Origin of the sequence: Kineococcus siccus (genome assembly GCF_009906795.1) — a bacterium.
In the GTDB taxonomy this organism is placed as follows: domain Bacteria; phylum Actinomycetota; class Actinomycetes; order Actinomycetales; family Kineococcaceae; genus Kineococcus; species Kineococcus siccus.
This window is the reverse complement of sequence record NZ_JAAALN010000178.1, coordinates 1-8,907: the sequence shown is the minus strand read 5'-3', so window position 1 is coordinate 8,907 and position 8,907 is coordinate 1. Positions and strand designations below refer to the sequence as shown.

The 8,907-nt window shown below is 73.0% G+C and carries 7 protein-coding genes and 1 pseudogene; 3 read left to right on the top strand and 5 right to left on the bottom strand.

Annotated elements, in window-relative coordinates:
- Together GTR02_RS16745 and GTR02_RS16740 are read left to right on the top strand one after the other, a co-directional pair.
- Window positions 1-503, top strand: a pseudogene (locus tag GTR02_RS16745) (hypothetical protein); the annotation flags it as partial.
- 29 nt (window positions 504-532) lie between these two features.
- Window positions 533-1,555, top strand: coding sequence for an amidoligase family protein (locus GTR02_RS16740; protein ID WP_338073878.1), 1,023 nt, complete (start codon window positions 533-535; stop codon window positions 1,553-1,555).
- 7 nt (window positions 1,556-1,562) lie between these two features.
- Here GTR02_RS16740 and GTR02_RS16735 read toward each other — a convergent pair whose 3' ends face one another.
- Window positions 1,563-3,230 carry an ABC1 kinase family protein gene (locus GTR02_RS16735; RefSeq protein WP_205709466.1) on the bottom strand — a complete coding sequence of 556 codons (1,668 nt, stop codon included), beginning with the start codon at window positions 3,228-3,230 and terminating at the stop codon, window positions 1,563-1,565.
- Between the two features lie 87 nt (window positions 3,231-3,317).
- Between GTR02_RS16735 and GTR02_RS16730 the strand changes: the two genes are divergently transcribed.
- Window positions 3,318-4,796 carry a DUF222 domain-containing protein gene (locus tag GTR02_RS16730; protein ID WP_166608629.1) on the top strand — a complete coding sequence of 493 codons (1,479 nt, stop codon included), beginning with the start codon at window positions 3,318-3,320 and terminating at the stop codon, window positions 4,794-4,796.
- 181 nt (window positions 4,797-4,977) lie between these two features.
- Here the strand turns inward: GTR02_RS16730 and GTR02_RS16725 are convergent, their stop codons facing one another.
- Genes GTR02_RS16725 through sdhC form a run of 4 tightly spaced genes read right to left on the bottom strand, consistent with a single transcriptional unit; the run spans window position 4,978 to window position 8,609 of the window.
- The gene (locus GTR02_RS16725; RefSeq protein ID WP_166608628.1) at window positions 4,978-5,823 is read right to left on the bottom strand and encodes a succinate dehydrogenase iron-sulfur subunit; all 846 of its coding nucleotides are present in this window, start codon (window positions 5,821-5,823) and stop codon (window positions 4,978-4,980) included.
- Window positions 5,823-7,655 carry a succinate dehydrogenase flavoprotein subunit gene (sdhA, locus tag GTR02_RS16720; protein WP_166608627.1) on the bottom strand — a complete coding sequence of 611 codons (1,833 nt, stop codon included), beginning with the start codon at window positions 7,653-7,655 and terminating at the stop codon, window positions 5,823-5,825. Before sdhA ends, GTR02_RS16725 begins: the two co-directional genes overlap by 1 nt.
- 31 nt (window positions 7,656-7,686) lie before the next feature.
- A complete protein-coding gene (locus GTR02_RS16715; protein ID WP_205709463.1) occupies window positions 7,687-8,181 on the bottom strand; it encodes a succinate dehydrogenase hydrophobic membrane anchor subunit in 495 nt (164 codons plus the stop codon).
- A gap of 11 nt (window positions 8,182-8,192) precedes the next feature.
- Complete coding sequence (gene sdhC, locus GTR02_RS16710) at window positions 8,193-8,609, bottom strand: succinate dehydrogenase, cytochrome b556 subunit (protein WP_166608626.1); 417 nt, start codon at window positions 8,607-8,609, stop codon at window positions 8,193-8,195.
- Window positions 8,610-8,907: the final 298 nt, after the last annotated feature.

Below are 8,907 nucleotides of genomic sequence, written 5' to 3'. Positions count from 1 at the left end.
CCGGGCAGGGGCGGCCCGTCGGCACCGTGGTGGGGGCGCCCGGGCAGGGCGAGGTGCGGCCCACTCCGGCGGTGCCGGCGACCCCGACGCCCGCCCCCACCTCGGGTCCCGGCGCGTCGCCGGCCACGCCGGACGACGTCTTCACGGTCCCCGACTCGTGGCCCGCCTTCTTCGACGCGGGCTACGACTACGACGACGCCGTCGCCCTCGCGGCGCTGTGGGGCAGCGCCAGCGTGGAGGACGCCAAGACCCGGGCCGGGGACGAGCTGGTCGCGGGGACGACGCTGCCGATCGCCCCGGGCAGCGCCGCGCCGGCGCCGGAGACGGGATCCGCGCCGCCGGCCTCCGGTGCCGACCTCGCGGTCCAGGCGTTCTTCGCGGCCGGCTACGACTACGCCGACGCCGTCACCCTGGCCGGGCTGTGGGGCGGCGACCCGTACGAGGCGAAGGTCACCGCCGGGCGGCGGCTCATGGCCCGGGAGACCCTGCCGGTGGCGCCCTGAGCGGGCCGGGACCGCGCCTGCACCTGCGGGTGGGTGTCGAGGTCGAGCTGCTGGCCCCCCGGGGCCGCAGCCGCCGCGACCTCGCGGACGAGCTCGCCCGCCGCTGCGGCGGGCGGGTTCGTCCGGTGTTCCACACCGACAGCGAGCGCTCGGCCGCCGCGGGCCTGGAGCGGTTCCTGCACCTGACCCCGGGGTTCGACGTCCTCGACGCCGCGGGGGCGCTGCGCTGCCACCTGGTCGACGACACCACGATCGTCGCCGGCCTGGACCCGACGGCGCCGCCGCGGCCCGGCTGGTACCGGGTCCTCAGCGACGACCCCCGCCTGCTGCGCCTCGTGGCCGCGCGCACCGACCCGGCGGAGGGGATCGGGTCGGTGCTCGCGCCCGTGGCGGAGCTGTTCGACGTGGCGGTCGAGACGATCGGCGACGTCCGCCGCGTCCAGGACGCGGCGGGCGCCACGATCGCGCTCGCGGCGCCGCTGTCGGGGGAGCGCGAGCGGCCCTGCGAGGTCGTGACGCCACCGCTGGAGGCGGACCACGAGGCCGCGCTGGACGCCCTGCTGTCCGCGGCGCGCGACCTCGGCTTCACCGTCCCGCGCGAGGCGGCCGTGCACCTGCACGTGGACGGCGCCCCCTTCCAGCGGGTGGCCGCGTTCACCAACGTCGTGATGCTGTTCGGACGGTGGCGCGCCGCGCTGTGGGAGCTGCTCGCGACCAACCCGCACTGCGTGCGCCTGGCCCCGCTGCCGGCCGCGCTCCTCGACGTCGTGCAGCGCCCGCACGCCGACTGGGAGGCGCTGCGGGACGCGGCCGCGGGCACGGGCGTGTCGAAGTTCTGCGACGTGAACCTGGCCCGGGTGCTCGGCCTGCGCCCGGGCCCGCAGACGCTGGAGGTGCGGCTGCTGCCGGGCACCGTGGACGCCCGCGAGGTCGTGGCCGGCGCCGTCCTCGTGCAGCGCCTGCTCGACCGCTGCCGGCGGGACGAGCCCTTCCCAGCCCCGCGCACCGGCGAGGGGTCGGCGGGAGAGCTCCTCGCGCACGTGGGCGGCTGACGCGCGCTCAGCGGCGCGAGCGTCGCTGACCGCGCGCCGTCCACCCGAGGTAGGCGGTGAGGGAGCCGACCACGGCGACGCCCACGGCGGTCACCTTCGCCTCGTGCGGGCGCAACCGGTCGGCGTCGGTGGAGATGATCGTCGCGAGGGCCCCGATGCCCGCGGACGCCACCAGCCCGACGACCAGCCGGTTGCCGATGCGCTCGACCCGGGCCACCAGCGGCTCGAGCTCGTCGGTGCGCAGCGACACGGCCACGCCGTCGCGGTCGAGGACGTCGAGCAGGCGCCCCAGCTGGCCGGGCAGCTCCACACCGAGGCTCGCGGCGTCGAGCCCCGCCTGCCGGACGCGCTTGGCGAGGGCGAGCGGGTCGAGGTGGCGGCGCACCAGCCGACGGGCGTAGGGCCCCAGGATGCGGCCGAGCTGGAACTCGGGGTCCAGGCTCGCGCCCAGGCCCTCGGTCATCACGATCATCTTGACGACGAGCGCGAGGTTGCGGGGCAGCGCGAGGTGGTGGCGGCGCAGGATCTCCAGCACGTCCCGGACCACGTCGCTGATCTGGATGCGCCCCAGCGGCAGCCCCTCGTAGGTGCGCAGCAGGTGCGTGCAGTCCGCCGTGAGCCGGACGCGGTCGACGCGGTGCTCGGTGAGCCCGATGGTCGCGAAGGCCGAGGCGATCCGCGCCGGGTCCCGCCGGTCGAAGGCGACCAGCAGCATGGCGAGGTGCTCGCGCGAGCGCTCGTCGACCTCGCCGACCATGCCGTAGTCGAGCAGGCCGATGCGCCCGTCGTCCTCGATGAGGAAGTTGCCCGGGTGCGGGTCGGCGTGGAAGAAGCCGTGCTCGAAGACCATGTCGGCCAGCAGCCGCGTCGCCCGCGCGGCCAGCAGCGACGGGTCCACGCCGGCCGCGGCGAGGGCCGCGGTGTCGCTGATCTTGGCGCCCTGCAACCGTTCCAGCGTGATGACCCTCGACGTCGTCGTGTCCCAGTGCACCGCGGGCACGTGGATGTCGGGGTCGCCGTCGAAGTTGCGGGCGAAGCGCTCCGCGTTGTGCCCCTCCTGCAGGTAGTCCAGCTCGGCGCGCAGGGTGTCGGCGAAGTCGCTCGCGAGACCCACGACGTCGTAGTCGGCCGCCACCGACCAGCGCCGCGAGGCCTGCACGGCCAGGGCCCGCAGGATCTCCAGGTCGCCCTCGACCTCCTCCACGACGCCCGGCCGACGGACCTTCACGACGACCTCGGTGCCGTCGGCGAGCGCCGCGGTGTGGGCCTGGCCGATGGAGGCGCTCGCGAGCGGGACGGTGTCGAAGCGGGCGAACAGCTCCTCGGGCTGCGCGCCCAGCTCCTCCAGGACCGCGGCCCGGATGACGTCGCCCGGCACCGGCTTGGCCGAGTCCTGCAGCTTCTCCAGCTCCCGCTGGAAGGCGGGGGAGAGCAGGTCGGGGCGCGTGGAGAGGATCTGCCCGATCTTGACCGCCGTCGGGCCCAGCTCCTCCATGACGAGGCGCACGTGCTGGGCGCGGGAGTACCGCTCGCGGTCCGAGGAGCGGCCGATGCGCTGGAAGTCCGGGCGCACCCAGCGCTCCAGGCCCAGCGCGTCGATGAAGTAGCCGAGGCCGTGGCGCGTCAGGACCCGGCTGATCTGCAGGTACCGGTCCTGGTGGCGCACGACCCCCATCATCCACGGCGCCGCGGCGCGCGCCGCCCCGCGCCGGTGGACGGTGCCACCGTGCGTGTTGGAACCGTTGCAGCACAGGAGGTTACCGTGGTGTTCGAACGCTTGTTCGAGCACACTGTGGACAGGACCTGGACCGAGGAGCACCCCCTGCAGCAGCCGTTCGCGGCGCTGCGGGGTGCCCTGTCGCAGGTCCTGGACAGCAAGGCGGCAGGCTTCTCCTTGGCCTCCGCGCAGGAGGCCGTGACCGACTTCCTGCGGCTGCGCCACCAGGCGGACGCGGCCTACCTGCACCTGGTGCGGGTCCTGGGCGAGGCCGGTCCTTCGGCGTCGGCCACCACGACGTTCCTGGCGTGTGCCCCGAACCACCTGCCCCGCGCTCAGGCCCGCCGTGACGTGGAGGCCGCGAAGGTCACCGATCCGTCGGTGACGTGGGACGGGGTGATCGGTGGGGTCGACGGGGATCGGGGCGCGTTGCAGCACCTCGGTGACGCCCTCGCGGCCGGCGAGGCGTCCCGGGCTCACGTGGACGTCGCGATGAAGGCCTTGCTGCGGATCCCGACCCCGATCCGGCGGGGGACCACGAGCCTCCCTGACGCCGTCACCGGTGAGCTCGTCGAGCACCGCAACGCCGAACTGCTGGATGCCCACGTGACCCGCAACGCTGCGGCGTACTGCCCCGGGGTGGCCGCCCAGCTGGCGCGAGAACTGGTCCTGACGATCGATCCCGACCACGAGGACCGCACCTTCCACGACCCCGACGCCGCCGCCCGACGCGGCCTGGTGTTCGGTCCCGTCGTCGACGGGATGTCCCGGGTCACGATCGACCTGGACGAGACCGCGATGGTCGTCGTGAAGCAGGCCCTCCACGCCGCGTCGGCGCCCGTGCCCACGACGGTCGCTGAGGACGGGCAGCTGTCCCGGGACGCTCGTTCGCTGCGGCAGCGGAACGCCGACGCGTTCGTCACCCTCATCCAGCGCGGCGCGGCCGTGTCCGAGCCCGCGGTCGCGGAGACCGCCCGGGTCGCGGTCGTGGCGACGGTGGCGGACGTGCAGGCCGCGCTGGAGCAGCGCGACGCGCAGACGACGGCCACCGTCGAGGGCCACGGTCCCGTCTCCACCGCGACGCTGGGCTACCTCGTCTGCGGGGCAACCCTTCAGCGGGTCCTGACCACGCCGGCCGGTGCGGTCCTCGACCTGGGGCGATCGACCCGCCTGGCCACCACCGCGCAGCGACGGGCGCTGGCGGTGCGCGACGGCGGGTGCGCCGCACCGGGCTGCACCACTGCTCCGTGGGCCTGCGAAGCGCACCACTTCCCCGCCCGGGAGCACGGCGGCACCACCGACCTGGACCGGATGGTGCTGCTCTGCCCGGCCCACCACCGGGCCTGGCACGCTCACCACCTCGAGGTCCGGCTGCGCCCCGACCACACCGTCGAAGCCCGGTGGATGACCCACGACCCCCGGTGGCCCGGGAACCCCACACCGCACCCCTGGGTGCGCAACACCTACCCTGCCGACCGCGCCGCGACCCGCGAGCTCGGCGCACGCCTGCGTCGCACCGGATGAGGGTGGGGGGAGTCGCCCGGACGGTCCGCCGAGCCGACCCCGGGACGTCGGCTGCGCGCCGGCGCCACCCGCTGGACCCGACCCCGGCGGGTGGTGACGGTGCGAGGCACCGAGGTCGAGGGCGGGGACGACGACGGGCCCCCCGCGGTGAGCGGGGGGCCCGTCGTCGAGCGGTGGTGCGTCAGAACTTGCGGGCGATCAGGGCCTGCTTGACCTCGGCGATGGCCTTGGTGACCTGGATGCCGCGGGGGCACGCCTCGGAGCAGTTGAAGGTCGTGCGGCAGCGCCACACGCCCTCCTTGTCGTTGAGGATCTCCAGGCGCAGGTCCGAGCCGGAGTCGCGGCTGTCGAAGATGAAGCGGTGCGCGTTCACGATCGACGCGGGGCCGAAGTACTGCCCGTCGGTCCAGAACACGGGGCAGCTCGACGTGCACGCGGCGCACAGGATGCACTTGGTCGTGTCGTCGAAGCGCTCGCGGTCGGCCTGGGACTGGATCCGCTCGCGGGTCGGCTCGGCACCCTTGGTGATGAGGAACGGCATGACCTCGCGGTAGGCCGCGAAGAACGGCTCCATGTCGACGATGAGGTCCTTCTCCACCGGCAGGCCCTTGATGGGCTCGACGAGGATCGGCTTGTCGATGTTGAGGTCCTTCAGCAGCGTCTTGCACGCCAGCCGGTTGCGGCCGTTGATCCGCATCGCGTCGGACCCGCACACCCCGTGCGCGCACGAGCGGCGGAAGGCCAGGCGGCCGTCCTGCTCCCACTTGATCTTGTGCAGGGCGTCGAGGACGCGGTCGGTGCCGTGGGCGGTGACGTGGTAGTCCTCCCAGTGCGGCTCCGTGTCCTGCTCCGGGTCGTAGCGGCGCAGCCGGACGGTGATGTCGAAGGACGGGATCTCCCCGGTCTTCGACTCGCTGCCCCCGGGGCGCGGGGCGACCTTGCCCTTCCCGGAGCGGGCCGTCTCGGCCGACTTGGCCGGGCCGGCCTCGGCGTTGGTCTCCCGGGGGGAGGTCTCGAACGTGGACATCAGTACTTGCGCTCCATCGGCATGTAGCGCGTCTGGACGACGGGCTTGAAGTCCAGGCGCATCGAGTGCTGTCCGGCGGCGTCGGTCGTGCGGTACACCATCGTGTGCCGCATGAAGTTGACGTCGTCGCGGTTGGGGTAGTCCTCGCGGAAGTGCCCGCCGCGGGACTCCTTGCGCTCCAGGGCGCCGAGCACCATGACCTCCGCGAGGTCGAGGAGGAAGCCGAGCTCGAGGCCCTCGAGCAGGTCGGTGTTGAACCGCTTGCCCTTGTCCTGCACCGAGGCGCGCGCGTAGCGCTCCTTGAGGCGGTCGATGTCGGTGAGGGCCTGCTTCAGCGTGGCCTCGGTGCGGAACACCTGGGCGTTGAGGTCCATCGAGTCCTGCAGCTCGCGGCGGATGTCGGAGATCCGCTCGCCCTGGGCGCGGTCGCGCAGCTCGGCCATCGACGCGACGACGGCCGCCTCGGGGTTCGCCGGGAGGGCGACCCACGACGCCTTCGACGCGTACTCGGCGGCCGCGAGGCCGGCGCGGCGGCCGAAGACGTTGATGTCGAGCAGCGAGTTGGTGCCCAGGCGGTTCGAGCCGTGCACCGAGACGCACGCGACCTCGCCCGCGGCGTACAGGCCCGGGACGACGCGCGTGTTGTCCTCGAGCACCTCGGCCTCGACGTTGGTCGGCACGCCGCCCATCGCGTAGTGCGCGGTGGGGTAGACGGGGACCGGCTCGGTGTACGGCTCGACGCCCAGGTAGGTGCGGGCGAACTCGGTGATGTCCGGGAGCTTGGCGTCGATGTGCGCGGGCTCGAGGTGCGTGAGGTCGAGCAGGACGTAGTCCTTGTTCGGCCCGGCGCCCCGGCCCTCGCGCACCTCGTTGGCCATCGCGCGGGCGACGATGTCGCGCGGCGCGAGGTCCTTGATGGTCGGGGCGTAGCGCTCCATGAAGCGCTCGCCGTCGGCGTTGCGGAGGATCCCGCCCTCACCGCGCGCGGCCTCTGACAGCAGGATGCCGAGGCCCGCGAGGCCCGTCGGGTGGAACTGGAAGAACTCCATGTCCTCCAGCGGCAGGCCGCTGCGGTAGGCGATGCCCATGCCGTCGCCGGTCAGCGTGTGCGCGTTGGAGGTGGTCTTGAAGACCTTGCCCGCGCCGCCCGTCGCCAGCACGACGGCCTTGGCCTGGAACACGTGGATCTCGCCCGTCGCGAGCTCGTAGGCGACGACGCCCGCGACCCGCTTGGTGCCGGGCACGCCGATCGACGGCGGGGCGAGGACCTCGGGCGCCTCGGTGCTGCCCTCGATCTCGTCGCCCGTGCGGGCGTCGGCCGCGTCGACGAGGAGCAGGTCCAGGACGTAGAACTCGTTGAAGAACTCCACCTCGTGCTTGACGCACTGCTGGTACAGCGTCTGCAGGATCATGTGGCCGGTGCGGTCCGCGGCGAAGCACGAGCGGCGCACGGGCGCCTTGCCGTGGTCGCGCGTGTGCCCGCCGAAGCGGCGCTGGTCGATCTTGCCCTCGGGCGTCCGGTTGAACGGCAGGCCCATCTTCTCGAGGTCGAGGACCGCGTCGATGGCCTCCTTGCACATGACCTCGGCCGCGTCCTGGTCGACGAGGTAGTCGCCGCCCTTGACGGTGTCGAAGGTGTGCCACTCCCAGTTGTCCTCCTCGACGTTGGCGAGGGCCGCGCACATGCCGCCCTGCGCCGCGCCGGTGTGGGACCGGGTCGGGTACAGCTTCGTCAGCACCGCGGTGCGCTGGCGCTTGCCGGACTCGAGGGCGGCACGCATGCCCGCTCCGCCCGCGCCCACGATGACCACGTCGAACTGGTGCGTCTGCATGGCTTGGCTCCCTCGTCGTCCGTCGGTCGGGTCAGTCGGTGATGGTGGGGACGTTCGCGCCGGCCGTCCGGCAGATCTCCAGCGTCGAGTTCGGGTCCGCGCACGGGTCGAACGTGAAGATGACGAGGGTGCCGACCACGATGACGATCGTCGTGGCCAGGTACAGCGCCATCTTGAGCCAGAAGCGCGTCGCGTCCCGCTCGGCGTAGTCGTTGATGACGGTGCGGACGCCGTTGGTGCCGTGCAGCTGCGCGAGCCACAGCATCAGCAGGTCCCAGACCTGCCAGAACGGGCTCGACCACTTGCCGGCCACGAAGCCCCAGTCGACCTGGTGGATGCCCTCGCCGAGCATGAGGTTGACGAAGAGGTGCCCGAAGACCAGGACGATGAGGGCGAGGCCCGACATCCGCATGAAGAGCCAGCCGTACAGCTCCCAGTTGGTCCGGGTCGACTTGCTGCGCCGGTACGGCGAGCGGGGCGTCTCGAGGGCGGGGGCGTAGCTCGCGCCGGGTGCTTGATCGCTCATGGCTGCGGCCCTCAGTGGGTGAAGACGATGGTCAGGTGACGGACGAGGAAGGGGACCATCAGCACCGTCCAGGCGACGACGACGCCCCAGAACAGCTTGCGCTGGTGCTTGGTGCCGCCGGACCAGAAGTCCACGAGGATGATCCGCACGCCGTTGAGGGCGTGGAAGACGACCGCGCCGACGAGCCCCGCCTCGCCGAGGCCCATGACGGGGTTCTTGTACTGCCCGATGACCGCGTCGTACACCTCGGGCGAGATCCGCACCGTCGCGGTGTCCAGCACGTGCACGAACAGGAAGAAGAAGATGAGGACGCCGGAGATGCGGTGCATCACCCAGGACCACATGCCCTCGCGGCCGCGGTAGAGCGTCCCCGCGGGCTTCTGCCGCCCGGGCTTCACAGGCTTCGTGGCTGAGGTGCTCGTGGCCACCGGGTTCCTCCTCGCGGTCAGCGACGTCGCCCGAGCTCGGGTGTCATCGCTCCAACGGCGGCGTCTCCTCCGATGGTAGGCGCGCACGGGCCCGGACCCGGTGCCCGGGAGCGGCGTGAGGAGACTTTGTGACGAAGGACTCACGGAGCGGCTGCGACGCAGGTCACGGTAGGTCAGGCTCACCTCATGGGGACGACTCGCACCTGTGCGTGAGCACCCCCGGTAGGTTCCGTGACATGACTGATGCGGGGGCTTCGGCGGGTGGGTCGGTGGCGGGGCGGGCGGCGGTGCCCAAGGG

What these genes read in the sequence shown, in the direction of transcription:
- GTR02_RS16735 (WP_205709466.1), bottom strand. Translation starts at nt 3,230, where the DNA reads ATGGGGGTCGTGCGCCACCAGGACCGGTACCTGCAGATCAGCCGGGTC.
- GTR02_RS16725 (WP_166608628.1), bottom strand. Translation starts at nt 5,823, where the DNA reads ATGTCCACGTTCGAGACCTCCCCCCGGGAGACCAACGCCGAGGCCGGC.
- sdhA (WP_166608627.1), bottom strand. Translation starts at nt 7,655, where the DNA reads ATGCAGACGCACCAGTTCGACGTGGTCATCGTGGGCGCGGGCGGAGCG.
- GTR02_RS16715 (WP_205709463.1), bottom strand. Translation starts at nt 8,181, where the DNA reads ATGAGCGATCAAGCACCCGGCGCGAGCTACGCCCCCGCCCTCGAGACG.